Here is a 23,620-nt window from a genome sequence, read left to right on the forward strand (position 1 = left end):
GCTCATCCCCGCAGGCGCGGGGAGCACCCACGACCAGTGGACCACCGGCGTATGACAGTGGGCTCATCCCCGCAGGCGCGGGGAGCACCACAACCACGGTCACGGCCCGCCCCGACACGGGGGCTCATCCCCGCAGGCGCGGGGAGCACGATCGCGGGCCATTCGCCGACGGCGAGGTCCACGGCTCATCCCCGCAGGCGCGGGGAGCACATGAGGTCATCCTTCATTGCTTCGTCGTCCACCGGCTCATCCCCGCAGGCGCGGGGAGCACTCCAGGACCGTGCCCGGGACCATCCGTGCAGTGGGCTCATTCCCGCAGGCGCGGGGAGCACGAGCCCGCGGGCGACGATGAAGTGCAGCAGTTCGGCTCATCCCCGCAGGCGCGGGGAGCACACAGGGCGACCATAGACCGCATGGCGGGCGAGCGGCTCATCCCCGCAGGCGCGGGGAGCACGCCCGCCAGCAGGTGACCTCCACAGGGTCCACGGGCTCATCCCCGCAGGCGCGGGGAGCACCCGCCGGCGCGTAACCGATAGCATGGGGGCTAGGGCTCATCCCCGCAGGCGCGGGGAGCACACGGACTCCACCGTGGCCTCGTGTCGCTCAGCGGGCTCATCCCCGCAGGCGCGGGGAGCACCGGAAGATCGCCGAGACCGGCAAGAAGATCCGGGGCTCATCCCCGCAGGCGCGGGGAGCACACTTGGTGACTAGGGGTTAGTGTCCCCCGAAGTGGGTTTTTCCTTCGACTTCGACACTTTCGCGGTCAGCTCTTCCGGCCGCCGGACCTGCGACGAGCACCGGCTTTGCTCCACCCAGGCTTGAGCTCAGGAGAGATGCGGGGCTTGGTGCGCGAGGGACGTTTCATCAAGGTCAGACCATCGAGGTCCACCGGTTCCCAGTGGTGATCCTTGACGGAGAACTTCAAGCCCTGCTCTCCCTTGGCATTCCACACGAGGATGGCCCGCCCTGAACCGGATGACTCCAGTACGCGCTCCCACAAGTGCTCCCGAATCCGCGCGCTGACCTTGCCCACAAAAACGCCGGCGGAAACTTCGTAAAGCCATTTCGTCAGGTCCCCACGGAGGCCCACCGGGCAGGCCGAGAGAACCAAGACGATCACGAGTCCTCCCGGGAGAAGTTCTTCCCCGTCGGCACACGGCCTTCACTCCGGCCAGACCAGAGCGACATGGAGTCGTCGTAGAAAATTCGCATGACCTCATCCCGTTCTTCCGCGTCCAGGAACATCTCACGCAGGACGTCCACACACCGGTCCATCACATGTCCGGTGACGAGTTGGTCCCGCAGAAGCCTTCTCACGTCATTCGCGGGGTCTTCGCTGCCCTGGGCCACCACGTCGAAAGATGCAGGGATTGTCGTCTCCGCTTTGAAGAGATCTGCCACGTCGTAGACGAGGCTCTGGTCGTGACCCACGTGGACGAATCCGAGCCCAGGACTCATTCCCAGAGCATGGATCACAGCCGTCACCACCCCGTACAAGCACGTGTTGGCGCTGGAGAGAGCCTGGTTGATCGGATCCGATCCCGCGAGATCACCGGGGCGGTAGTCCCGCCTCACCCATTCGACACCAGTCCGTGCAGCCTCACGCTGGTAGAGCTGCCTGACCCGCGCCCCTTCCCGCCCACGGAGCTGCTGCATGGTCAGGGTGGATACGTCCTCATCGGGAAATCGGTACTCGTACATCCGTCGCGCGATGGACAGCCTCTGCCGCTGGTTGGCAAAAGCTCTCGCCTGGGCTTCCAGGAGTCGGCTCGACCGCGCCAGGGGCCGGCCGGCGGCATAGCAACGAACACCTCCCTCACCCACCCACACCACAGTTGCCGCACTAGCTCCGATCAAACTCATGGCGGCGTGCGTGACACGAGTACCGGGCCCCAGGAGCAGAGCACCGATCATGGCGGCCGGGATGTGAAGGGTTCCAGTCTCGTCCGTCGCAGTGATTGCGTTGCTGTCCCGATGAACAACGCAACGCTCCAGGTACACGAAGGACAACCGCTCTTCTGCCCGGACAAGTTCCCTGGTCTCCGGGGGCGGGGCGCCAGTCACGAGGTCACCGGATTCTGGCCAACGTCATCAGCCCGCACCCGTACGCCTTGCCCCGGCCCATCCCGCCCGTCAGATGTGATCTCAACAGGTCCGCGGACGTGACGCGCAACTGACCCGCGATGGTCACCTGGCGTTGAGTGACCGTCCGGCGACTGTCACCGTCCAGCTTGCCAAACACCCGGTCGTGCCGCTGGACCACGCGTACCGACTTGACAGTGGCGTCCTCATCCGGCGTTCCCCGTTCCTGGGGAAACTCGAGGGTCTCAAACCCCCAGCCGGAGGACCGTTCGTCAAACCAGGCCAGTTGCTGTTCCTCCGTGAGATGGGGCATCAGCTTTCCGCGTTGCCCCTGAACGAACTGGCGCTTCACAGGGTTGACCGTCACTCGGAAGCTGTACTCCTGCCCCGTCCTCAGACCCTCCAAAAAACGGTCGTAGTCAATGGTCTCGACCGGCGAACTCTCCCACCCTGCGTTCTCCACCAGGTGCTGCATGTCCGGGACCTCGGGCGAGACCACGTACAGGCGCACATCTGACCTGTCGGCATCCACCCGCCACAGGTTCCGGGCCCCCTCCTGGACATCACGGGTGGGAGGGAAGCACGCCTCCACCGCACCGTGCATGGCCCGGGGATTGGCCAGCAGTTTTCTGGATTCACGCCGTTGAGGATTGAGTTGAATCCTGCTGAAGTACATCAGCCCTCCTTGACCGTCTGGAAAAAGTCGTCCTGAACGTCCACGCCGTCGGGATTCTCGATCCTCACAGGGGTCGGACGCACCACAGCCCGGGCGTCGTAGAGCCGGTGGCGGGGATCAAAACTCACGGGCACGTCCTGGACCGTTTCGCCCACCTCGCCCGAACGGGCGTCCCTGGCCAGTGGCAGGTACACGACCTTTGCCGATTCCTTGCGATACCACTCGGATGCCAGCCACGGCGTGGCTTCCACGTCACGGAGCGCCGCTTCGACGTCGCCGCCCGGGAGCACTCCGCCCAGCAGATCCACCGGGGCAGGGCACGCCCGGCGACCCAGATAAAGCGGAAAGCGCGGCGAGTCGATGGCCTCCGCCAGGGATGCGACCAGGCTGTCCGGGCCAGAGATCGCGGCTGTATAGGCAGCGTCGACCCGGTAGTGACGCGACGACAGCGACGAGTTCTTGGCCCCGCGGACACGTGCAGTGTGGTAGTCGACCATGAGCCGGCCCGGCTGATCGGCTCGCACACCGAAACCCAGCTCGAGCAGATCCGTCAGCTCGCTCTCCCGGGATCGCCCCTGCGCGGCGGCGAGCAGGCCGATCACGCCGGACTTGCTGGGCTCCGTCCCGGCCTCCCGGGTCCTGTAGCGGGACGATGTCCCCCACGACTGCTGTGGACCCTTTAGACGCAGGATCAGAACGCTCATCGTGCGGCCTCGGCGGCAGTGCCCGCCGCCTCTCGAACAGCCTCTCCGACGGCCTCCACCAGTCGCTTCTGGTTCACGCTCTCGCCCAGTCCCTCGGCGCTCTCACGCAGCGCGGGGACAGCCATGACCCAGGCGTGCAGCGGCGACATGCCATAGGTGTCCTCCACACCCTGCGCCTCGCTCGCAAGCGCCGTCGTGGCAGCCACCCGTCGGTTGCCGCCTTCATCCACCTCGACGGGCTTCTCGAACGCATTGACGTAGCTCACCGGGCGACGGTCCCGGACCGCCACCGAGACGAGCTCGGGCAGGGAGTGCGCGGCGAACGTGTTCTGCTTCCCCGACGGCAGGCTCTCGATGAACGTGGCCGCAAAGGCCTCCGCCGCGCGCACAGCCGCGTCCACGCTGCCGAGATTGGCCACGAGCTGATCCACGTTGAGCGTCGCATAGCGGTACACGGTCGACGACATCATCTCGAGAGTGCCGATCATGCCCGCGCCCGTCTGTTCGTTGAGGCGCTCCATCTCGTCGATGGCCGTGTAGTAGTCGAAATCGGGAACAGCGGCATGGGTGCCCAGAGCATGTGCCACCTGCACCGCGGCGTCGACGTTCAGCGTGGCGTCCTCCGCGACCATGCGCCCGAACAGCGCCACGTCCACCGCGTGCTCGGTGTCCAGGAGTTCCTGGGCCTCCTTCTTGGTAGCCAGCCCGGCCTCGCCCCGCTCGAGGAGCACGCGGGCCAAGCGGTCCACCTGGTGGTGGCCGAGGAACACCAGGTAACCCGCCGCCGGTGCCTTGGGCTCTGTGTCCGACTTCTTGGCCTTGGGGGCACTCACGTTGATGCCCGCCTTCTTGAATGCCGCCTCTGCCAACTTCAGGGCATCGTCGTAGTCCGCGGTGGCGTCGAGCTCCACCATGCTCTGGGCGACCAGCTCCACGACCCTCTTGGTACGAGTCCCCAGTTCCGAACGGTCCAGGTAGTCGCCGAAGCTGCGTCGTTGAGCGGCCTTCAGGGCCTGCGACGAGATCCGCTGCCGCTGCACACCGCCGAAGAACGCCGTCTTGGGGGCGCCGTCCTCGCCACGGTTGATGTTGTTGGGAGCGAGAGTCTGCAGTGCGTGGAAATCGATGTACGTGGTCATGATCTTTCCTTTCGGAGGGAGGAAATCAGTCGGATGCTTTCTCGGTGCTGCGGTAGGCGAACGCGCGATAGAAGTCGCGCCCCCAGACCCGCACCACAGAATTCTTGTCGTCGGCGCTCTGGAGCCTGAAGAGGTCCAGCGCCAGCCGGCCGTGGTCCACGGGGATCCCGTCGGTCGACAGCAGCCCGGTGAGGCTGCGCAGGTAGTTCCTGCGACCGGCGAAATGGCTGGCGGTCAGCAGTGCGTCATAGCGCGACTTGGCCGAGGGACGCTCCCGCATCAGCCCGCCCATCGCGGTGCCGAAGCTGATGCCAAGCTCGTGCATTGGCCTGGTGTTGCCCTGCTGATGCACTCCGTAAAGCGTCAGAGCCAGGTGGGCCGCCCACTCGCCCTTCGTCGGCTCGTCCCGGGAACCGATGAACTGCTCGGGAAGGATTTCCAGGACGATCTGCCACACGTCCGGATTGACCCCGGGGGCTTCGTCCACGGCCTGTCGCAGCCGTGCCAGGGTGGCCCGGGCAGAACCCTCCCGCCCGCCCAGAAAGTCCCGTTGCAGCCCCGCGATGTAGGTCCCGACGGCGGCATCCAGAGTTCTCTTCTTCGGCGCTGATTCTGGGGTGCTTTCTTCTTCGTGCACCGACACTGATGTCTCGGTCATGATGCGCTCACCTCTCCTTTCAAGATTTTCAGATTCTCGCGAAGCTTCGACATGATCCACGTTTCATAGCGCGCGGACGAGTGGAGAATCATCTTCCCCGCCTCGCTCTGCTCGCTGCGACCGATAGCCGCGCGGGGCCCCGCCGCGTCCACGGCCTGCTCCACGAACCGTCGAGTCACCGCGATCATGCGGCGAGCCCACTCCTCTTCGGCGTCCTGTGGGTCGGGCAGGTCTCCCAGATAGCTCAGCCACGCCACGAATTCCGTCTCGAGTGCGGAGAGCCACGCCTGGACCGGGGCTGTCGGGGCTTCCTCGGGCGAGGCCCCGGCACAGACCAGCAGCTGCTTGTGGAACCACGACATGCTGCCGCGGAAGGACATGACCCGCTGAATCACCCGCACCGCGGTGTCCCGCAGCTGTCCCGCGTCGTCGCCGAGCAGCCGCACGTTGACGGGGTAGGTCTCGGAGATCTCGCTGCTGACGACGGCGTCCTGGGTTCCGTAGCTGACGCCGGTGAGGCGTAGCATCGTGCGCTCCTTCCCATACCTCTGGGCGATGGGCAACGCGAGGTCCGTCCGGAGCTGGCTCACCAGGGCAGGATTCTTGTCCTGCCCCGGCTCCGTGGCGTCCTCCGAGAAGATGCTCTGGATTCCGCGCCAGACCGTCAGTTCAGGGTCGTGGGTCTTGGGGAAGAAGACGTCCACACCGGCCTTCTTCGACTGGACACTGGAATACCTGTAGGCCGTGGTGGGATCCGCGAAGTTGTTGGCCCGCTGAATCTTGTCCCCGTTGCAGATCAGCACGCCCTCGACGTATTTTCCGTCAGTGCTGGGAAACAAACGGATTCTCCGCTGCTGCCACGTCAGGACATCGACCACACCTTCGGGATGCACTTCTTCCACGGCGCGAGGAGCGGCGCTGTCCGGCGTGCGTTCCCACGGTGGTAGGTCAGCATTGATGTGCCGGGAATCCTTGAGCAGTTCCTCGATCGGAAGATTCAGGACCAGTGTGTCCCGCAGTGTCGGTCCCAGGATCTCAACCGAACCGATCGCTCCAGCCCAGCCCGTGCCAATGGGATATCCCTTCCCACCCTTAACTCGCGGATCACCCACGGCACCGGATTTGATGCCGGAAATGTCGTACGCGTGGGTTGCGATGAGCCACCGCGCAGCCACGGCAGTGGGGAGTCGGCTCCGCGCCGCGGCTGTCGAGGTGGAGAAGAGTCCCGGTCCCACGTCGGGGATCAGCACGGAGGCATCCGGATGCTCGCCCTTGCCTGTCCGAAGATCCGCGACCTGGAAGAACGGTGCCACAGGATCGAAGAGGTCGAACCGCGCCTCGTGCTCCACGAGATACTTGTTCACCAGCTCGCCGAGTTCCTGTGCGCCCTGAATGGTTTCCCAGGCATCCACCGGGTCGCTGTCCGGCGCGAAGAAGTTGTGTCGGCGCATCGCACGGATCAGCACCGCTTCCAGAATCCGGAACACCGCCTGATCCTGAGTGGGTGATTCACCCGCGAGGTCCGTGAACTCCGTAGCTCGCTCATACAACTCCAGGAGTCCGGCCTCGGTCACCACCCCGTCCCGGCGCCGCACTTTTATCCATGGCTCACGCAACAGATTGAACGTCTGACCGCTCATTGAAACCCCTCTTCTTCCTCTGTGTCCCACACGTCGAAATCTTCGTCATCGTCGAGAAGGCCATCATCCGGATCAACCTCGTCCAGGCGGTGTATCCCCACGCCAGGGTCATATCCAAATGCCCTGCCCAGGATGCGTCCGTGCAGCTTTTCGTCCAACCGGATCACCAGTTGTCCCCGCAGGCGGAAGTCCTCCTGCCACGCCCGCATCCCCAGCGCCTCCAGCTCGCCGATAGCCCGATCGAGTTCCCACGGCGCCACCAACCACTGCGGCAACCGCACCGTGCTCATGGCCACTGCCCGGGAGAAACGCGGTGGCGGCACCGCCGTCTCGGAGAGGAACCACTCTTCTTTTCCCGCCCCGGTCGGCAACATCCATGGGAGCGGGCTCAGCAGGCCGTCCTGCTCCTGAACCACGAGGACCTCGAGAGAGGGCTCAATGTCACGCACATGGGCAGCGGCCAGCGAATCGCTCCTGTCCGCATCCGAGACGATCATCCGTTCGAGGGTGCGTCGCATGTCACCGTGACTCTCGGCGGGTGCCACAAGCTGGAACTTCCCGGCTTTGTCCCGAGCTGCAGCCACCCTCTGGGCTTCCTCAGCTCGTGCCACCTCATACGCTTCCTGCCAGGAATCGAGTACACAAAGGTCTCCCCGGTAGATCTCCTCGACCACGGTCTCCAGCTCATGGGTCAGACACCAGGGCTCGCCGGAGAAGTACGGCTGCATGACGGCAAAGGTGGACAGCAGCACTCGATCCCCGTAGATGGCCCTCGCTCCCGCCTCGAACTCCGGAAGTCCCCCGGATGCATCCACACCCCGGACGTACACCATCGCCTCCCGCATCGAGGACGGCCTGTCAGTCTCCGGCCGCTCATGACGGTGCAACCGCCCGGCCCGCTGCGCCAAGCTGTCCGCCGGGGCCAGGTCTGTGACGAGGAGGTCGAGGTCGATGTCCAGGGACTGTTCGAGCACCTGCGTTCCCACCAGAACCCGCCGGGCGGGCCTGCCAGCGCCACGGTGCACCGCAGGGCCCAGTTCGGTGACCAGCCGCTGCTCCCGCTCGGACCTGTCCCCCGCCGTGAACTGGGAGTGATGTAGTTCCACCACGTCCTCGCCGAAGTGCTCCACAAAGTGCTCGTAGGCCTCTTGGGCACGTGAGACGGTATTGCACACCAGCCCGACCACCCCGCCGTCCTCGGCGTGGGATGCCACGAGGTGGACGAGACTCTCGAGATCGTCCCGCACCAGGTTCATCTGCACGCGACGGTGCGTCGACCGCGCGCTGATGGGGGTGAAGTGCGTGCCAGTCGCCCCGGTGACGGAGATCCTCGGATAGGCGGGGACCGACGTCGTCGCCCCTGTATCCCGCGTACCCCGGGATCCGCCGGTCCCCGCCCGGGCCGCCAGTTTGCCCCGGGCCTGTGGTTCCACGGGCCCTGCAATGGCGTCGGGATGGGGTCGCGGATTGGCCCCGAGTCCGGTGCGATAGGCGTTCTCCAGCTGGCACCGCAATCCGGAAGCCAGTGTCGCGGAGAGCAGGACGACGGACACTCCGTGTGCGGCGAGCCACGTCAGCGTCCGTTCCATGTAGCTGGACGTGAACACGTCGTAGGAGTGGACCTCGTCCAGAATCACCACCTTGCCCGCCAGACCCAGGTGCCGCATGGTCACGTACCGGGTGCTCAGTGCCGCCATCAGCACCTGGTCGACGGTGCTGACTGTGAACTCCGCGAGCATTCCCTTCTTGCCCGTGAACCATTCGTGAGCGACGACGCTCTGGCCACCTCTGGCGCCCACCGCCCGTGTCTGTCGGATGAGCTTCTCGTTCCGCGGCTCCAGCCAGGACCGGGAATGACCCAGGAACAGGGAGTGCGGGACACTCGAATCCGTTTCGAGAGTTTCCACCCAGGACTTCACTCTGGAGAACATGGAGTCCGCCGTGGCCATGGTGGGCAGGGCGAACGCCACTCCCCCGCCTCCGCATTGGCCGGCAATGACCTCGGCCACCAGGAGTGCCGCTTCCGTCTTCCCCTGCCCCATCTCCTCCTCGATGACGACCAGACGCGGGCCCTTCGAGTCCGCCGCCGCTTCGACAGCAGCGCTCTGGCAGGGGCGCAAAGACGCGCCCTCCGGCCACCCGAAGCGTCGCTTGAAAGGGGGCGCAGCAGCGCCGACGGGCTCCCACGCGCGGGTCAGGTTCAACTGCTCCAGGGCCCTGTTCGCACGCGATGCCTCGATGTCGTGCCGGCCGCTCTCGCTGAGCGGGAAAAGCTCCTGGTTGGAGGCGATCCAGTCCGCCATGGTCACCAGGCCGCACAGCATCACCTGGTCTGCGATGCCCAGGCCACCCTCGAGGAGCACGTGGTCGAGCGCATTCCGGGCCCCGGTGCGCTCCATGATGTCCTCGACCATCTCGTCCCACAGCTGAGCCCATGCCGCTCCGTGGCTGTCCAGCCACAGGGACAGTTGGTGTGCGCGCCCACCGCCCGGCCCCGTGTGAGGCCCCAGTTCACCCAGGCGTCCGTGGTGGCACCCAGCTGTGACCGCGACGGATCTGGTGGCGGCCGGGTTCGCCTCCGGGAAGAACCGGGCGAAGCACCGTCGCAGGATCAGATCCGAGACCTCAGCGTGCTGGGGCTTTGGCTCGGGCGCGCCTCCTTTGAGCCTCGGACAGCTGGGAAGGGCCCGCACCTGGTCCCACAGCCAGCCGTGCTCCGAAGAACCGTCGAGCTGGCCCTGAAAGACAAGATCCGCCTTCCCTACGTCATGAACCCCGCACAGGAGACCCACCAGCTGTGAGGCCTGTTCGAGGTCACCGCCGTAGATCCCCGCGAGGCGCTCTTGCAGCTGCCGGGGGAGCCACTCTGTGACGAGCCGTTCCCCAACATCCGCCGCATCACGAAGATGCTGCGGAAGTGCCAACCACGCCCGAATCCCCAACTCCTCCGCTTCCCGTGCGTGCTTCGACGGAGTCTTGGCCCACAGCTGCCACGCGTCTGACGAGAGCTTCACGGGGTCTCCTATGCGTGTCGGTGAGGTGGAGCACACTCGCTCCATGTAGATTCATATTGCCACACGGGGATCCTTAAAACTACAAGATTTGTATTTCTTCTTCGAGACCGAGAGGCGCCCTGCTAACCCCGCCAGCGCGGGGATCATGGGCACGTCAAAACCACAAGGGGCTCACCCCCGCACCGCGGGGAACTGCCCACCACAGTACGACAGCCTGACCAGGGGTTTCACCGCCGCACTCACTACCCTTGGCCCCATGACCTCCTCCCCCACCCACCGCTTCACCGGCCACATCGCCGGCGTCGGAACCGAAGGCGGCACGCGCCTTGTCCTGGGCTGCTGGTCGAGCACCCCGCACGGGCCGTTCGCTGACGTGATGGTCGCGCACCCGGACGGCCGCCGTGAGCTGCTCGCCCCGGACCCGTGGGTCGCCGAGTTCGTCTCCGCCACCTACACGTTCGACGCCGTCGCCCGCGTGCCCGTGAGCGTGACCCGCACCGGGTTCTCCCGTGGCTCGCGCTGGACGGTCACCGCCGGGCCCCTCGCCTGGCAGTTCAGCGTGGGCCCGCGAGCACCGCTGGGGTACCTCCTGCAGGTGGTGCCGCGCCCGCTCGGCGCGTCGCTCGGTTTCGCCCGCCTCACGGATCCGGTGGCGCGCCGCGTCATGCCCGGCGTGCGCACGCTGGGCACCGCGGGCGGCGGCCGCACCGAGTGGTACTCCGCGCACGACCTCCACACCATCACGTTCTCGCATGCCACGTGGGGCGGCCATGATCTGGGCCCCCTCACGGACATGACCCCCGCCCCGGACTTCGGCTTCAGCTCCACCCCGCGCCGCCCGAGCCTCACCGCCCTGACAAGTTCCGTCCGCCTGCCGGACGACGACGCCGCTCACGCGCCCTCCGCACAGCAGCTCACCTCGGGCGCACCCACGTGACGATCCGGCTGTGGACCACCAGCCCGGCAATCGCCAGCGCGAGCCACTGAACGGACTGAGCCATCGTTTCTCCTGGGGTGGCGGGCTCAGCGCCGGGCCACCCGCGCCTCCAACCCGGTCTTCACCGAGGGCCACTCGTGGGCGAGGACCGAGTACACCACGGTGTCCCGCAGCACCCCGTTGCGCTCCAACCGGTCCGCGCGCAGCACACCGTCCAGGCGCGCGCCAAGGCGTTCGATGGCGGTGCGCGACTGCTGGTTGGCCCAGCTGGTCTCGTAGCGCACGCACTGGCAGCCGAGCTCCTCGAACGCGTGGGTCATCAGCAGCAGCTTGGACTCCGCGTTGGTGCCCGTTCCGTGGGTGGAGGCCCGGTTCCACGTGTGGCCCACGCTCACGCGCGGCACTGCCCACTGGGGGTCGTAGAACGTGGTCATCCCCAGCACGGCGCCGTCCGCCTGCCGCACGGTCACGAAGGGCAGCATGGATCCCTCGTCCTGCCACGTGAGCCGCTGCTCCACGGTCGCCGCCATCCCGTCCGGGTCCGCGACGCTCGTGTACCAGCGCTCCCACATGCGCCCGTCCTCGGTGGCCCCGATCAGCCCGTCCAGGTGCTCGCGGCTGAGGGGTTCCAGGCGGACCAGCCGCCCGCGCAGTGTCACCGGTGTCCACGTCATGGGATCACTGTCTCACGACGACGCCGCGCGGTCCGCGCGCGCAGCCCGTGACAGGTTCACAACCGGGCATGACGGCGACTGCCTCCCTACAGGTGTATGCCCACCCCCAAGGGTGCTGACAGTATGGGAGCACCACGTCGCACTCCATGACCGCGGCGTGCGTCAGCTTCGTAGGAGGATCGTCATGTCCGCACACGAGAACCAGTCACCCCAGGTGCCGGGAGTTCCCGGCACCAGCGAGCCGACCATCGAAGAGCCCACCGCAGCACACCCGCCGCTGCCACCCAAGCCGGATCAGGGCTCGCCCGAGCGTGTCACCCCCACGGGTGCCACCACGGACGTCCCGGCCACGAGCATGGCCCAGCAGGGTGACTACCTGACCACCGCCCACGGCACGCGGCTGACCACCTCGGACCTGACACTGAAGGCCGGTGCCCGCGGGCCCGTCCTGCTGCAGGACCACCACTTCCGCGAGAAGATCTCCCACTTCGACCACGAGCGCATCCCGGAGCGCGTGGTGCACGCCCGCGGCGCGGGTGCCCACGGCACGTTCCGCGGCTACGGCTCGGCCACCAAGCTCAGCCGCGCGGGCCTGTTCGCCAAGGACAAGGAAACCTCCGTGTTCGTGCGCTTCTCCACCGTGCTGGGCTCCCGCGGCTCGGGCGATCTGGCCCGTGACACCCGCGGCTTCGCCACCAAGTTCTACACGGACGAGGGCACCTGGGACCTGGTGGGCAACAACATGCCGGTGTTCTTCATCCAGGACGCCATCAAGTTCCCGGACGTCATCCACGCCGGGAAACCCCACCCGGACCGCGAGATCCCCCAGGCGCAATCCGCGCACGACACCTTCTGGGACTTCGTGTCCCTGCACACCGAAGCACAGCACCACGCCATCTGGAACATGTCTGACCGCGGCATCCCGCGCTCCTTCCGCACCATGGAGGGCTTCGGCGTCCACACCTTCCGCCTGGTGGCAGCGGACGGGAGCACCGTGCTGGTGAAGTTCCACTGGAAGCCGCACCTGGGTGTGCACTCGGTGGCGTGGGAAGAGGCCCAGCTGATCAACGGCGCAGATCCGGACTTCCACCGCCGTGACCTGGCGGACGCCATCGAGGCCGGGGCGTTCCCGCAGTGGGAGCTGGGCGTGCAGGTCTTCGAGGACAACGAGGAGCAGAGCTTCCAGGGCATCGACCTGCTCGATCCCACCAAGCTCGTGCCGGAAGAGCTGGTTCCCGTGCAACCCGTGGGTCTCATGACCCTGGACAGGAACCCCTCCAACTACTTCGCGGAGACGGAGCAGGTGGCGTTCAACCCGAACAACCTGGTCCCGGGCATCGACGTGACCAACGATCCTCTGCTGCAGGGCCGGCTCTTCTCCTACTTGGACACCCAGATCACCCGCCTGGGCGGTCCCAACTGGAACCAGCTGCCCATCAACCGTCCGCACGCCCCGGTCAACGACATGCTGCGGGACGGCTATCACCAGAGCGCCGTGCACTCCGGTGTGGCCCCCTACCGCCCCAACTCGCTGGACGGCGGCAATCCGTTCGAGACGCCCGAGGGCGAGCACGCCTTCATCGACTACCCGGCCCCCGTGGCGGAGTCCGTGAAGGAACGCGCCCGGCCGCAGTCCTTCGACGACCACTTCTCCCAGGCGCGCATGTTCTGGCTCTCCCTGAGCGAGGTGGAGCGTGAGCACACCGCGCAGGCGTACGCGTTCGAGCTCGGCAAGTGCTGGGACGAGACCATCCGGGTGCGTCAGCTGCGGCACCTCTTCGCGATCGATCCCGCGCTCGGCCATGCGGTGGCGCAGGCGCTGGGTCTGCCGGACCAGGAGCCCACCGTGGCTCCCGCCCAGGACGTGGACCCCTCACCGGCGCTGTCCCAGGTGGGTGGCACGTGGCCCGTGGCCGGGCGCCAGGTGGGTATCCTCGTGGGCCCGGACACGGACGCCGACCAGCTCGCCACGCTCGTCTCCGAGATCGACGGCGCGGACATGGTCCCGCTCGTCATCGCACCCCAGGGCGGTGAGGTGGCCCCGGGCATCGTGGCGCACCGCACCCTGCTCACGGCACGGTCCATCGAGTTCGACGCCGTGGTGGTCGCCACCGCCGGCGCTCCTGTGAACCCCGTGGCCGGTGGCCTGGACGCGAAGGCCGGTGCCCCCAGCCCGGGTGACATCGACCCCCGCGTGAGCCTGCTGCTCAACGAGATGTGGCGCCACGCCAAGGCGATCGCCGCGTTCGGCCCCGGCACAGACGTGCTGGACGCCCTGCAGATCGCCCAGACGCCCGGCGTCGTGAGCGCGGACTCCGCCAAGGACGTACTGAGCACCGTGTTGGAACTGCTCGGCAGCCACCGGGTCTGGGAACGTTTCCCGACCACGGGTATGTTGGCCTCATGAATAGGAAGTAGTCGTACTATTTCCGCCGATTGCCCGCGGACCGCTCCACCGCGGTCCGCGGGCAATCCCCGTCTTCAGAGGCACCCCACCCGCGCCGAGCACCCATTTTCCCGAGCGGAGAACACCATCATGACGACCGCCCCCACCCGAACCGTGGCCCCGACCGCTCGCGGACCCGTGAGCACGGCCCTCCTGGAGATCCTGACCGGCCCGGAGGAGACCCCGGCGAGCGGGTACGCGGCAATGTCCGAGGCTGCGGCCACCGCGGTTGACGCGTCGCAGGACGTCCTCGCGGACGAGGACCTGCAGCTGACCCTGTTCCTGCTCTACCTGTTGCACTACGGGCCCGCGGAATTCGTGACCGCGGACCGCGAGTGGGATCCCGAGCTGCTGCGCGTGCGCACAGTGCTCGAGGCCGGTTTCGAGGCCGAGCTGCGCCGTCGCGTGCCCCTGCCCGATCCCCTGCCCGGTGACTCCGCGCAGCTCGTGGACACGATGTTCGCGATGACCGGCGGGGACGCCAAGCCCACCCTGGCCACGTGGCTCGCCCGGCACCCGAGCGAGGAGATCCTGAGCGAGTTCCTGGTCCACCGCTCCATCTACACGCTGCGCGAGGCGGACCCCCACTCGTGGGGCATCGCCCGGTTGCGGGGCCGCGCGAAGGCAGCGCTCGTGGAGATCCAGTCGGACGAGTACGGCGGGGGCCGTCCCGAGCGCGTGCACGCCACGATCTTCGCGCAGACCATGCGAGGTTTCGGCCTGGACGACGCCCCGGACCACTACCTGGACCTCGTGCCCGCCCCCACGCTCGCGTCCATGAACCTCATGAGCCTGTTCGGACTGCACCGCCGGTTGCGCGGGGCCATCGCGGGTCACCTCGCGGCGTTCGAGATGACGTCCTCGATCCCCAACAAGTACTACGGTCGGGCGTTCCGCAAGCTCGGCTACGACGCGGACGTCACCTGGTACTACGACGAGCACGTGGAGGCCGACGCCGTTCACGAACAGATCGCCGCGCGTGACCTCGCCGGGGCGCTCGCCCAGGACGAGCCCGAGCTGCTCGAGGACGTCCTGTTCGGCGCGGCCGCGTGCCTGTACGTGGACGGGCTCATGGGTGATCACATGCTCGAGTGCTGGTCTGACGGGAGGACCTCCCTGCGCGGGAGCATGCCGGGACTGCAGACCGTGGGTTCCGAGGCCCCGGCCGAAGAGCGGGTGGCCCTGTGAGCGAGCAGGATCCCCGCACCACGTACGACGGGAGCCCCGTCCTCTCGGTGGCGTACGACGCCGAGGATCCCGTGGTGATCACCCCGTGCCCGGACGGACCGCTCTTGGTGCGCGGTGACGTGCTGATCGCCCCGGAACCGGGGGCCGAGCCGCAGAAGCCGCCGCGGCGCGTCGTCGCCCTGTGCCGGTGCAACATGTCGTCGATCGCGCCGTTCTGCGACGGTTCGCACAAGCTCGCGAACTTCCGCACCCGCCCGCCGCGGTACAACATCGGCAACCCCCGCGAGGATCCCGGCGAGGAGGACTGAGCCGGACACCAGAGACCTGAATACGCGATCGGCCCGTGGCACATGCCACGGGCCGATCGCGTAGTGGTTCAGGTCAGTTCTCGGTGGCGGGCTCGTCGCCCTTGTTGTCCGTCATGGCGCCCACGCCCTCGTCGGCGGGTTCGGCGTCCTCCTGGGTCTCCCGGCCCAGGGCCGCACTCTCTTCCTGGGGGCTCATCTTGATGGATTCCTCGCCCGCGTTGGCGGGATTCTTCTCTGCCACGTGCTGTCCTTTCCTCGGACGTCTCGGTCGGCGGAATCGCTGACCCTCCCATCCTCGTCAGCGTACTGACGGCTGACAAGGGGAGACGTCCCCCGGCCGATGTCAAGCGGATGTCATCGCACTACACGTTGTGACGCACGGCGCAACATTCCTTAGGTGAGCGCCCGCCCGGTTCCTAGGCTGAGCCATCTCACCCCTTCGACTGCACAGGAGTCGCACCGTGCGCACATTGATCTTGCTGGCCCTGGTGGGTTTCGGGGCGCAACTCGTGGACGGTTCGCTCGGTATGGCCTACGGCGTGACCTCCTCCACCCTGCTGTTGGCCGTGGGCCTGACCCCCGCCTCGGTCTCCGCGACCGTGCACCTCGCGGAGGTGGGCACCACCCTGGCCTCCGGGCTCTCGCACTGGCGCTTCGGCAACATCGACTGGCGCGTCGTGGGGTTCATGGCGGTCCCCGGCGGGATCGCCGCGTTCGCGGGTGCCCACCTGCTGACCGTCTCCGGGAAGGCCGCCGCACCGGTGATGTCCGTGATCCTGCTGCTGCTGGGCTGCTACGTGGTGTGGAGGTTCTTGCGGCTCGGCGGGCGGCGCCCCAACTTCACGGGCAAGGTGCGCGGATTCTTCCTGATCCCCCTGGCCACGGTCGCGGGCTTCATGGACGCGATCGGCGGCGGTGGGTGGGGCCCCGTGGGCACCCCCACCCTGCTGGCCTCCGGCAAGATCGCCCCGCGCAAGGTCATCGGATCCATCGACACGTCCGAGTTCGTGGTCAGTCTGGGTGCCTCCATCGGGTTCCTGATGGCACTCGGCAGCCAGGGCGTCGACTTCGGCATGGTCCTGGCTCTGCTGATCGGCGGTGTGGTGGCCGCGCCGATCGCCGCGTGGCTCGTGCGTTGGCTCGCCCCGCGCATCCTCGCCGTCGGCGCCGGCGGACTCATCATCTTCACGAACACGCGTACCCTGTTGCGCCTGGACGCCGTGCAGGCGCGCCTCCCCGGCGACGCCGCGTACTACGCGATCCTCGGCGCGCTCGCCCTGCTGTGGATCGTCGCGGTCGTCTGGGTCGTGCGCCGCGAACTCGCCGACCGCCGCTCCGCGACCCTGCGCACCGAGGTGCGCGTCCCCGAGAGCGTCTGAGGGCGACGTCGCGCCGAGGGGACGTGACATCCCCCTCGGCGCCGTGGGGCTCGTGGCCCCCGCCCGTGCGTCACGGCACGGCCCCGTCAGGGCCTCAGTGGGCCCCAGGACGCCGGGGACGTGCCGTGCGCTCTCGTCGGGCGCGGTGCGACGCGCTCGTCAGTCCTCCACCACGGTCACGGTGACCTCGATGTTGCCGCGCGTGGCGTTGGAATAGGGGCAGACCTGGTGCGCGGCGTCCGCGAGCTCCTGGGCCGCGTCGTGCTCGAGTTCGGGGATGATCACTTCCAACTGCACGGCCAGGGTGAACCCGCCTGCGCCGTTGTCGCCGATCTGCACGCGGGCACCCACGGCGGAATCACCGAGCGAGACCTTCTGCTGGCGGGCGACCATCTGCAGGGCGGAGTGGAAGCAGGCCGCGTACCCGGCGGCGAAAAGCTGCTCGGGATTGGCACCGTCCCCGGATCCCCCCATCTCCTTCGGCACGGCCAGGTCGAACTGCAGCGACCCGTCCTTGGTGGCGACGCTGCCGTTGCGGCCCGCGCCCTGGGCAAGCGCTTCCGCGGTGTACATAGCGTTCATGATGATTCCTCGTCCTTTCCGTGGCCGGTGAGCCCCGGCACTGAACGCCGGGTGGTGCGACCGCAATCGATGGTAGGTCGCGGTATTTGGATTGTCCACAATCTAGACGTGCACTTTTCATGCGGGACGGGCCGGTGAGGGCCACCCGGAATCCCCCTCCCCTGCACCCCACCGCGTGATCCGCACGCCGTTCTCCCTCGCTCCAAAATTGCCCCCCCCGGGGGCATGTGCTGCAGCGAGCACGGCTCGCTTCGGCACGCACCCCAGGACCGTCATCATCCCGCAGGGGTGATCGCGCTCATCGTCGTCATCGCAGGGCTGCTGGTGGGGCTCGTCATGGGCGCGCTGGGCGGCGGCGGGGCCATCATGACCGTGCCGATGCGCACCTTCGCCCCGGGACTCCCCCGACCCACGCAACGGTGGGTTCCCTGGTGGTCGTGATCTCGGGTGCGATTTCGGGCCTGGTCCCGCCCGTCCTCGAACCACGACGACCCCGAGAACCGTCCCGCGTGGGCCACCGGATCAACACGCGCCTGCTGTCGTTGGGCTTCGCCGGTCTGCTGGTGCTCACGGGGTGTTACACCGCCCTGCAAAGCGTGCCCCGGCTCCTGGGCTGACCCTGTGACACCCCGCACCCGAGCCGGGCACCGTCCCGTCCGACAGCCACTCGAGAAGGAGAACACCATGTCCTCACCCGCCACCGTTTCCGCCTCCGAACTCCAGGACCCCCATGAGGGTGCACCGCTGTTCCTGGGCGTCAGGACCCCCGCGGAGTTCGGCATCAGTCACATTCCGGGCTCCGTCAACGCCCCCTGGCTCTCATCGAGAAGCACACCCGGCAGATCGGGCAGCTACTACCCCGCGTCACCGTGGTGATCTGCCGCTCCGGAGCCCGCTCAACGCGCGCCGCGGAGCTGTTGACCTCGGCGGGTATGACGAGCGCAACCGTCCTGACCGGCGGGATCGACGCATGGCGCGACGCCGGACGCGCGGTGCGCACCGGTCACGAACGCTGGGATCTGGAACGCCAGGTCCGACTGACCGCCGGGTCCCTGGTACTCGCAGGGATTCTGACGAGCACCGTGGCGCCGCGTGCCACATGGTTCTCCGGCGCCGCCGCTGTACCACTGCTTCGGGATGGTGATGGGAAACCTCGCGGCCACGTCCCACGGCAGCGCGATCATCCTGTCGGGGCCGGGGTTCGACCCGCGGGCCGCGCTGCGCGCCGTCTCCCAGGAGAAGGCCACAAGTGTGTACGGGCTGCCCACCATGTTCATCGCCGAGCTCGAGCTGCCAGACTTCGGGGACTACGACCTGTCCTCGCTGCGCAGCGGCGTGATGGCTGGTTCCCCGTGCCCCATGGAGGTCATGCGCAAGGTGATCGACAAGATGCACATGAGCGAGGTCGCGATCTGCTGCGGCATGACGGAGACCTCGCCGGTGAGCTTCCAGACGCGCGCGGACGACTCGTTGGACCGCTGCGTGGAGACCGTGGGCCGGGTGCGCCCGCCCGTGGAGGTCAGGATCGTGGATCCCTCCATGGGTGAGACCGTGCCGCGCGGCACGGCCGGGGAGTTCCACACCCGCGGCTACTCGGTCAGGAGGGCTGCCGAGGTCAGAAGGAGAAGACCCGCGAGACCATCGATTCCGACGGCTGGTTGCACACCAGGGACATCGCCGTGATGGACCAGGACGGCTACGCGCAGATCACCGGGCGCATCAAGGACATGGTGATCCGCGGCGGCGAGAACATCTACCCGCGCGAGGTGGAGGAGTTCCTCGGCACCCACCCGGACATCGTGGACGCCCAGGTGATCGGCGTGCCCAGCGAGAAGTACGGCGAGGAGCTCATGGCCTGGCTGCGGCTGCGCGACGGCGCTCCCGCCCTCACCGCCGAAGCCATCCTGGAGTTCGCGGACGGGAAGATCTCCCGCCACAAGATCCCCCGCTACGTGCACGTGGCGGACGAGTTCCCCATGACCGTGACCGGCAAGGTCCGCAAGGTGGAGATGCGCGAGGAAGCGCTGAAGCTCCTGGACCTGGAGCGGTGAGAGCACCAGTCGTTCGTTTATAAGTGGAAATGCGTTAGGTCTAACTGCACGAACAGTGACCACTGCGCTCCAGGAGCACGCCATGACGACCACCGTCGAACGGATCAACATCTCGGCACAGACCGTGCGGGAGGCGCAACCCCCGGCACAGCACGGCACGAGCCTGGTTCTTCGCGATGCCGCAGGCCACGATGTAGCCCTCCCGGCGGAGGTTCAGAGAACACTTCTCCGCGCGCTGTCCGCCATCGCGGAACACGGCTCGGCGAACATCGCCCAGACGCCCGAGGAGCTGACGAGCACCGTGGCCGCCGATCTCCTGGGCCTCTCGCGCCCCACCCTCCTGCGGTGGGCTCGCGAGGGCATGATCGACTCCTTCACGGTCGGATCCCATGCCCGGTTCCGCCGCACTGACGTGCTCCGCTTGCGCGAGGAGCGCGAAGCACAGCGGCGCACGGCCTTCCAGAAGCTGCGGGAGCTGGATGCCGACAACGACTTCGAGTTCTACACAGACTGACGACGCCCGCCCACAAGCGGTGGGCACCTTCCCGAAATGCCCGTGGCCTGCGAGGGCGCAGAGGCGCTGCGCCGCTTCTGGGGATCGACTGCGGCTGACCCGGCCCCGGAGTGCGACGCACGGGGCCCTCAGCGGGCCGGCGGCGTCCAGACCTGGATCTCAGCGGTGTCGTCGTACCAGTGCCCGCCCGGGATGGCCTGCAGCTCGAAGAGCGTTCCCCACGGCGCGCGCACGTAGACGCTCGCGTTGCCCTCCGTGTCCTCGTGCGGGGAGTTCGGGTGGGGCTCCGAGAGGGCTTCGCCGCCCGCCGCGACAGCCCGGCGCAGGGCGTCGTCGACGTCGTCCACGAACACCGAGAGGTGGTTCAGCCCCAGGTCGCTGAGCTTCGCGGGGGCCTGCTGCTGGGCCCCCTCGACCTGGAACATCTCGATGCTCGGGCCCGTCCCGATCTGCACCATGCGCTGCCGGGTGATCGCGGCCCCGGACGGCAGCCCCAGCTGCTGCTCGGTCTCCTCGCCCTCGCGCGGCGGATCGCCGGGTCCCAGGCCGTCGTAGGCGAGCTTCGCGTCGAAGGCCGCGCGCAGGAACTCCGTGGCGGAGTCGATGTCGGGGACGGTCAGCCCCACGTGGTTGCACCCGCGGGGCAGGGTCCCGAACCGGTCCTCCCGGGGCCCCAGGGGCAGCACGGCGGACGTCTCGGTGGTCGCGTCACCGATGATCGGGTGGGCCTCGCCCACCACCACGAGCGTGGCCCGCTGGTCCAGGAAGTTCGGCTCGTCCGCTGCCACCACGTTCCTGAACGTCTCGGAGCCCATGACCGCGTCCAGCCCCTCGGGGCTGTCGAACCACAGCTGCGCGGTGCCGTCGAAGTCCGCGGGCGTGACCGAGGAGATGCCCGTGTCCCCCGGGTGGGTCTGCAGGTAGCGCAGGATGTGCTGGCGCCCCTCCGGAATGGAGCGCATCAGCGCGCCGTGCACCGTCACGTGGTGGTGCACGAACTCCTCGTGGGTGATGCCCGGGGCCTTCTTCAGGAACATGGTCAGGGTGATCATTCGGGGGTGCCTTCCTCGTGGGACTCGGTGTGCTTCCGCTGTCGTTCCCCAGTCTGCTGAGCACCCGGCCACCGGATCCACGCCGCAGCACCGTTCCGGCCAAGTGGCGTGGTCAAACGATTTACCAAAGGATGGAGCCATGCACCGTTCCAGGATCACCATGTCGGAGGTGGCCCGCGCCGCCGGGGTTTCCGTCTCGAGCATCTCCAACGCCTACAACCGCCCGGAGAAGCTCTCACCCGCGGTGCGCAACCGCATCCTCGACGTCGCAACCTCCCTCGGTTAAGTGGGACCGGACCCCGTGGCCCGCAGCCTGCGCCGCCGCCGGACAGGAGGCGTGGGGGTGGTGTTCACGGACGACCTCGAGTTCGCCTTCTCCGACCCCGCCTCCTCGGGCTTCCTCGCCGGGGTGGGCCGGGAGCTCATGGCCCGCAGCAACCACCTGGTCCTGCTGCCCACGGGCACCCCGGACCGGGACCGGCTGGCGGAACTGGACCGTGCCGCCGTGGACGGGGTGATCCTGCACTCCCTGCCCTCGCGCAACGCCACCCTGGACCTGCTCGAGCGCCGCGGTGCACCCGCTGTGGTGGTGGACCAGCCGGGCCCCGTCCCCGGCCTGGGATGGGTGGGCCTTGACGAGGTCGCCGGAATGCGCGCCGTGGGCGAGCACCTGCGCGACCTCGGCCACCGCCACGTGGGCGTCATCACCTCGCGCCTGTCCACCCGGCCCTACGACGGCCGGGTCGGCGGGGCACGGCGCCGCCTTAGCGTCTACGACATCCCCCGCTGGCGGATCCGCGGACTGGAGGAGGGCCTCGGCCGCACCGTCACGGTGGAGGAGCGGTGGCGGGTCAGTGAGGACGACGGCGCCCGGGCGGCCGCCGCGCTCTGGTCACAGCACCCGCGGGTCACCGCGATCGCCTGCATCGCGGACACCTACGCGCTCGGGGTGCTGCGCTGGGCGCGGGAGCGCAGCATCGAGGTTCCGCACCACCTGACCGTGACGGGCTACGACGACGTCGCCCGGGCCGCGGAAGTGGGTCTGACCACCGTGGCCCAGCCGTTCAGCGAGAAGGGACGCGCGGCCGCCGGCCTCCTGCTGGAGATGGTCGACGGCGTAGACCCCCGCCACGTGGTCCTGCCCACCCGCCTGCACGAACGCGCCAGCAGCGGCCCGCCCCTCGTCCGCTGACCCGTCCGGCTGCCGACACGGGGTATGACCGACCCCGAATCTACAGTTGACTACAAGTAGTCCTCTTGCTCCCAGCAGGAGAGGAAAACCATCATGACCACCGCGACATCAGTCAAACTGTCCGACGAGACGGCGGCGAAGCTCGAACGGCTGGCGGCCGAACCGGGCGCTCCAAGTCCTACTACCTTCGTGAAGCAGTAGGGACCCACATCAACCAGCTGGTACAGGAATACGAGATCCTCGAGACCTCCCAGAACGTCCGAGCTGGGCGGGAACGCACCTACACCCTTGCCGAGGTAGAGAAGATCCTTGACCTGGGTGATTGAGTTCTCTGGAACGTCCCTGCGAGCGTTGAAAAAACTCGACCGACAGGTCGCCAGGCAAATCACGGCATATCTCCGTGACGTGGTTTCCCTGGACGACCCGCGAGCAGGCGGCAAGGGACTCACCGGAAACCTCGCGGGGCTCTGGCGATACCGTGTGGGCAACTACCGCGTCATTTGCGAGATCCACGATGAGATCGTGACCATCTACGTCATTGACGTCCAGCGCCGATCAAGTGTCTGCCGCGGGTGAGATCCTCCCCGCCGCACTCTCCCGGCAGCCCTACCCCGCAAGCCACTCCTCGAACCGCGTGCTCGTGACGAACGCGTCCTGCGGGATGAGCCCGCCGTTCGCGATCCCACGGCCGAGGTACGGCGCCTCCTTGACCGTGCGGGGTCGCTGACCGCCCAGGTCCCCGCCGGCCGCGAGGATGCGGCGTGCAAAGTTCGCGATGGTGTCCGCCTCCGGGCCGCGGATCGCGCGGATCTCGTGCCGCGCCTGCCCGGGTGCGGTTACGACGTCGGCGACGAAGTCCGCGACCTCCTCGCGCAGGGCCGGCGCCATGAGCATGGTGGGCGCCAAAGCCACGGACCCCTTGGAGACCATGCCCACGGTGGCGGGGACGAGGTCGAACCACTGGGTGGAGCGCACCGTGGTGGAGGGCACCGGGGCCTGCTGGTAGATGCTCTCCTGCGCGGCCTTGCCCTTGTAGTAGCCGAACCCGCCGTTCACGCGGGGATCCGCGGCACCGGCGATGGACAGGCACACGATCCGGGACACGCCCTGCTCGTGCGCGGCGGACGTGACGTTGCCGGCGGCCGCGGTGAAGAACGGGACGGACTTCCGCGCCCCGAACGTGTTGATGTGCAGCGCGTCCACCACGGCGTCAGCACCCTCGAACGCCCGGGCCAGCCCCTTGCCCGCCACCGCGTCCACGCCGGTGCTGCGGCTCGCGCGTACCACTATGTGACCCCTCTGCTCGATGACGTCCGCCACGTTCGTCCCGAAGTTTCCACTTGCTCCCAGCACTGCGATCTTCATGGACCCCAGCGTAGCCACT

The 23,620-nt window shown here is 67.9% G+C and carries 24 protein-coding genes, 2 pseudogenes and 1 CRISPR repeat array (1 of these 27 cut by a window edge); of the genes and pseudogenes, 13 read left to right on the forward strand and 13 right to left on the reverse strand.

What is annotated here, in order from left to right; genetic code table 11:
- A CRISPR array of direct repeats spans positions 1-698; the repeat unit is 29 nt; unit sequence GGGCTCATCCCCGCAGGCGCGGGGAGCAC (it extends 1,893 nt beyond the left edge of the window).
- Positions 699-763: 65 nt separating this feature from the next.
- Genes cas2e through cas3 form a run of 8 tightly spaced genes read right to left on the reverse strand, consistent with a single transcriptional unit; the run spans position 764 to position 9,958 of the window.
- Positions 764-1,120 (reverse strand): type I-E CRISPR-associated endoribonuclease Cas2e, encoded by a 357-nt coding sequence (gene cas2e, locus ABD264_RS08950; protein WP_301439940.1) that lies wholly within the window; start codon positions 1,118-1,120, stop codon positions 764-766.
- A complete protein-coding gene (gene cas1e / locus ABD264_RS08955; protein WP_303106350.1) occupies positions 1,117-2,064 on the reverse strand; it encodes a type I-E CRISPR-associated endonuclease Cas1e in 948 nt (315 codons plus the stop codon). Before cas1e ends, cas2e begins: the two co-directional genes overlap by 4 nt.
- Positions 2,065-2,068: 4 nt before the next feature.
- Entirely contained in the window at positions 2,069-2,758 is a 690-nt protein-coding gene (gene cas6e / locus ABD264_RS08960; RefSeq protein ID WP_344205584.1) for a type I-E CRISPR-associated protein Cas6/Cse3/CasE, read from the reverse strand.
- Positions 2,758-3,462: a type I-E CRISPR-associated protein Cas5/CasD gene (gene cas5e / locus ABD264_RS08965; RefSeq protein ID WP_330446052.1), complete on the reverse strand. Its 705-nt coding sequence runs from the start codon at positions 3,460-3,462 to the stop codon at positions 2,758-2,760. The genes cas6e and cas5e overlap by 1 nt, the downstream gene beginning before the upstream one ends.
- Complete coding sequence (gene cas7e / locus ABD264_RS08970) at positions 3,459-4,601, reverse strand: type I-E CRISPR-associated protein Cas7/Cse4/CasC (protein ID WP_055085795.1); 1,143 nt, start codon at positions 4,599-4,601, stop codon at positions 3,459-3,461. Before cas7e ends, cas5e begins: the two co-directional genes overlap by 4 nt.
- A gap of 25 nt (positions 4,602-4,626) precedes the next feature.
- Positions 4,627-5,259 (reverse strand): type I-E CRISPR-associated protein Cse2/CasB, encoded by a 633-nt coding sequence (gene casB, locus ABD264_RS08975; RefSeq protein ID WP_344205590.1) that lies wholly within the window; start codon positions 5,257-5,259, stop codon positions 4,627-4,629.
- Positions 5,256-6,899: a type I-E CRISPR-associated protein Cse1/CasA gene (casA, locus tag ABD264_RS08980; RefSeq protein WP_303106344.1), complete on the reverse strand. Its 1,644-nt coding sequence runs from the start codon at positions 6,897-6,899 to the stop codon at positions 5,256-5,258. Before casA ends, casB begins: the two co-directional genes overlap by 4 nt.
- The gene (cas3, locus tag ABD264_RS08985; RefSeq protein WP_344205593.1) at positions 6,896-9,958 is read right to left on the reverse strand and encodes a CRISPR-associated helicase Cas3'; all 3,063 of its coding nucleotides are present in this window, start codon (positions 9,956-9,958) and stop codon (positions 6,896-6,898) included. Before cas3 ends, casA begins: the two co-directional genes overlap by 4 nt.
- A gap of 211 nt (positions 9,959-10,169) precedes the next feature.
- Between cas3 and ABD264_RS08990 the strand changes: the two genes are divergently transcribed.
- Positions 10,170-10,850, forward strand: coding sequence for a hypothetical protein (locus tag ABD264_RS08990; protein ID WP_144943021.1), 681 nt, complete (start codon positions 10,170-10,172; stop codon positions 10,848-10,850).
- Between the two features lie 86 nt (positions 10,851-10,936).
- On the opposite strand, the gene ABD264_RS08995 is transcribed toward ABD264_RS08990, so the two are convergent.
- The gene (locus tag ABD264_RS08995; RefSeq protein WP_303106341.1) at positions 10,937-11,524 is read right to left on the reverse strand and encodes a GNAT family N-acetyltransferase; all 588 of its coding nucleotides are present in this window, start codon (positions 11,522-11,524) and stop codon (positions 10,937-10,939) included.
- Positions 11,525-11,708: 184 nt separating this feature from the next.
- Here ABD264_RS08995 and ABD264_RS09000 point away from each other — a divergent pair, with 184 nt between their 5' ends.
- The 3 genes from ABD264_RS09000 to ABD264_RS09010 all read left to right on the forward strand — a co-directional run bounded on the left by ABD264_RS09000 (position 11,709) and on the right by ABD264_RS09010 (position 15,466).
- Entirely contained in the window at positions 11,709-13,931 is a 2,223-nt protein-coding gene (locus ABD264_RS09000) for a catalase (RefSeq protein ID WP_344205595.1), read from the forward strand.
- A 129-nt stretch (positions 13,932-14,060) separates the two neighbouring features.
- The gene (locus ABD264_RS09005; protein ID WP_303106338.1) at positions 14,061-15,158 is read left to right on the forward strand and encodes an iron-containing redox enzyme family protein; all 1,098 of its coding nucleotides are present in this window, start codon (positions 14,061-14,063) and stop codon (positions 15,156-15,158) included.
- Entirely contained in the window at positions 15,155-15,466 is a 312-nt protein-coding gene (locus tag ABD264_RS09010; RefSeq protein ID WP_344205598.1) for a CDGSH iron-sulfur domain-containing protein, read from the forward strand. The genes ABD264_RS09005 and ABD264_RS09010 overlap by 4 nt, the downstream gene beginning before the upstream one ends.
- 73 nt (positions 15,467-15,539) lie before the next feature.
- Here ABD264_RS09010 and ABD264_RS09015 read toward each other — a convergent pair whose 3' ends face one another.
- Positions 15,540-15,707, reverse strand: a complete 168-nt coding sequence (locus ABD264_RS09015) for a hypothetical protein (RefSeq protein ID WP_170221141.1) — start codon at positions 15,705-15,707, stop codon at positions 15,540-15,542.
- 220 nt (positions 15,708-15,927) lie between these two features.
- On the opposite strand from ABD264_RS09015, the gene ABD264_RS09020 reads away from it, so the two are divergent.
- On the forward strand, positions 15,928-16,845 hold the full coding sequence (locus ABD264_RS09020; protein ID WP_344205601.1) for a sulfite exporter TauE/SafE family protein: 918 nt from the start codon (positions 15,928-15,930) through the stop codon (positions 16,843-16,845).
- Positions 16,846-17,004: 159 nt separating this feature from the next.
- Here ABD264_RS09020 and ABD264_RS09025 read toward each other — a convergent pair whose 3' ends face one another.
- Positions 17,005-17,427 carry an organic hydroperoxide resistance protein gene (locus ABD264_RS09025; protein ID WP_055082468.1) on the reverse strand — a complete coding sequence of 141 codons (423 nt, stop codon included), beginning with the start codon at positions 17,425-17,427 and terminating at the stop codon, positions 17,005-17,007.
- Between the two features lie 288 nt (positions 17,428-17,715).
- Here ABD264_RS09025 and ABD264_RS09030 point away from each other — a divergent pair, with 288 nt between their 5' ends.
- From ABD264_RS09030 to ABD264_RS09040, 4 genes and pseudogenes are all read left to right on the forward strand, one after another.
- On the forward strand, positions 17,716-17,868 hold the full coding sequence (locus ABD264_RS09030; RefSeq protein ID WP_157053080.1) for a hypothetical protein: 153 nt from the start codon (positions 17,716-17,718) through the stop codon (positions 17,866-17,868).
- A 431-nt stretch (positions 17,869-18,299) separates the two neighbouring features.
- Positions 18,300-18,347 (forward strand): annotated as a pseudogene (locus ABD264_RS12470) (hypothetical protein); the annotation flags it as partial.
- A 196-nt stretch (positions 18,348-18,543) separates the two neighbouring features.
- Positions 18,544-19,478: pseudogene (locus tag ABD264_RS09035) on the forward strand (AMP-binding protein); the annotation flags it as partial.
- An 82-nt stretch (positions 19,479-19,560) separates the two neighbouring features.
- On the forward strand, positions 19,561-19,992 hold the full coding sequence (locus ABD264_RS09040; protein ID WP_344205605.1) for a helix-turn-helix domain-containing protein: 432 nt from the start codon (positions 19,561-19,563) through the stop codon (positions 19,990-19,992).
- A 128-nt stretch (positions 19,993-20,120) separates the two neighbouring features.
- On the opposite strand, the gene ABD264_RS09045 is transcribed toward ABD264_RS09040, so the two are convergent.
- Positions 20,121-21,044: an EthD family reductase gene (locus ABD264_RS09045; RefSeq protein WP_222128310.1), complete on the reverse strand. Its 924-nt coding sequence runs from the start codon at positions 21,042-21,044 to the stop codon at positions 20,121-20,123.
- A 139-nt stretch (positions 21,045-21,183) separates the two neighbouring features.
- On the opposite strand from ABD264_RS09045, the gene ABD264_RS09050 reads away from it, so the two are divergent.
- The 4 genes from ABD264_RS09050 (at position 21,184) to ABD264_RS09060 (ending at position 22,812) form a co-directional block, all read left to right on the forward strand.
- Positions 21,184-21,330, forward strand: coding sequence for a LacI family DNA-binding transcriptional regulator (locus ABD264_RS09050; RefSeq protein WP_344205609.1), 147 nt, complete (start codon positions 21,184-21,186; stop codon positions 21,328-21,330).
- Between the two features lie 51 nt (positions 21,331-21,381).
- Positions 21,382-22,236 carry a substrate-binding domain-containing protein gene (locus ABD264_RS09055; RefSeq protein ID WP_344205612.1) on the forward strand — a complete coding sequence of 285 codons (855 nt, stop codon included), beginning with the start codon at positions 21,382-21,384 and terminating at the stop codon, positions 22,234-22,236.
- Positions 22,237-22,454: 218 nt separating this feature from the next.
- On the forward strand, positions 22,455-22,562 hold the full coding sequence (locus tag ABD264_RS12475) for a hypothetical protein (RefSeq protein ID WP_425554314.1): 108 nt from the start codon (positions 22,455-22,457) through the stop codon (positions 22,560-22,562).
- Complete coding sequence (locus tag ABD264_RS09060) at positions 22,555-22,812, forward strand: type II toxin-antitoxin system RelE family toxin (RefSeq protein ID WP_344205636.1); 258 nt, start codon at positions 22,555-22,557, stop codon at positions 22,810-22,812. The genes ABD264_RS12475 and ABD264_RS09060 overlap by 8 nt, the downstream gene beginning before the upstream one ends.
- A 30-nt stretch (positions 22,813-22,842) precedes the next feature.
- Here ABD264_RS09060 and ABD264_RS09065 read toward each other — a convergent pair whose 3' ends face one another.
- Positions 22,843-23,601, reverse strand: a complete 759-nt coding sequence (locus ABD264_RS09065) for an SDR family oxidoreductase (protein WP_303106327.1) — start codon at positions 23,599-23,601, stop codon at positions 22,843-22,845.
- Positions 23,602-23,620 lie beyond the last annotated feature (19 nt).

The organism is Kocuria salsicia (assembly GCF_039532055.1).
GTDB lineage: Bacteria > Actinomycetota > Actinomycetes > Actinomycetales > Micrococcaceae > Kocuria > Kocuria salsicia.